This window comes from Rheinheimera sp. NSM (genome assembly GCF_052380015.1).
Lineage (GTDB): Bacteria > Pseudomonadota > Gammaproteobacteria > Enterobacterales > Alteromonadaceae > Alishewanella.
Genome location: NZ_JBQTCI010000018.1, coordinates 1 through 444 on the forward strand (window position 1 = coordinate 1; position 444 = coordinate 444).

The window sequence follows — 444 nt, forward strand, 5'->3', positions numbered from 1 at the left end:
AAGGCATCCACCGTATGCGCTTAGTTGCTTGACTATATAACCCCAAGACAACTGACCTTCCTCCGTCGTCCGATGTGTACCCCTGACCACCGAAGTGATCCAGGTTACCCGTCGTTTGACGTGATTCAGAGACAGTCGACTGAAGCCATAAACAACCACTTCAACGACACACCGGATAACGCTTGATCGTTATCGCTGAGATTTACCCGGAACTAGCGAGTAAATCTCGTGTTTCAATCTCATCCGAATTGTTAAAGAGCAATTCTGACCCAGTGATCAGAAAGGAAGGCTTCATCGTTCTGAAACATTCTTTTCTGCACACTGACTTGCGTCAGGTATTCAAGGTGTCTGTGCCGCCGCGGTATGGTGGAGCTAAGCGGGATCGAACCGCTGACCTCCTGCGTGCAAGGCAGGCGCTCTCCCAGCTGAGCTATAGCCCCGTCT

General features: G+C 50.9%; 1 tRNA gene. It reads right to left on the reverse strand.

Annotation, left to right across the window (positions count from 1 at the left end):
- Positions 1-364: 364 nt before the first annotated feature.
- Positions 365-440, reverse strand: a tRNA-Ala gene (locus ACTZWV_RS19885).
- Positions 441-444: the final 4 nt, after the last annotated feature.